The organism is Microbacterium sp. 18062 (genome assembly GCF_902706225.1).
GTDB lineage: Bacteria > Actinomycetota > Actinomycetes > Actinomycetales > Microbacteriaceae > Microbacterium.
The window spans coordinates 1-402 of sequence record NZ_CACSKB010000593.1 but is presented as its reverse complement, the minus strand read 5'-3'; the positions used below and the strand labels follow the sequence as shown (position 1 = coordinate 402).

General features: G+C 56.5%; 1 protein-coding gene. It reads left to right on the top strand.

Annotated elements, in window-relative coordinates; all coding sequences use genetic code 11:
• Nucleotides 1-307 (top strand): hypothetical protein (locus GVL03_RS21375; protein ID WP_159502763.1); only part of this gene is annotated, 307 nt, incomplete at its 5' end.
• Nucleotides 308-402: the final 95 nt, after the last annotated feature.

Sequence of the window (402 nt, the reverse complement as noted above, 5' to 3'; positions counted from 1 at the left end):
CGCCATGATTCCCGCCTGGGCGGTGGAGGTGGATGGGGAGCTGGCTTCCATCTGGTATCTGTCGTTCGCGTGCATCGACATTATGGCCCTGGCCGTCACCCGGCAGCCGTCCATCAAGTTCATCCTCTCGGCGTCCTGCGCATGGTCCGCCACCCTGGCCATCGAGACGTGGTTTCTCCAGGACTATTTGCAGACTGCAGACTTCGCGGCGCAGTATCTGTTCGACGGGCTGCTGGTGGCTATGCTGATGGTGCAGGTTTGGTTCTATGCCATTGACTGGCGCCGATTCAGGTTTGGCCGGTTTTGATTCGTAAAACCAAAAAAATCATGCATAAAACCCCAAGCCCGTCGCAAAAACGGGCTTTTTTGTGGCTATTTGGTTCGTTGGCGTATGCTTGCCGC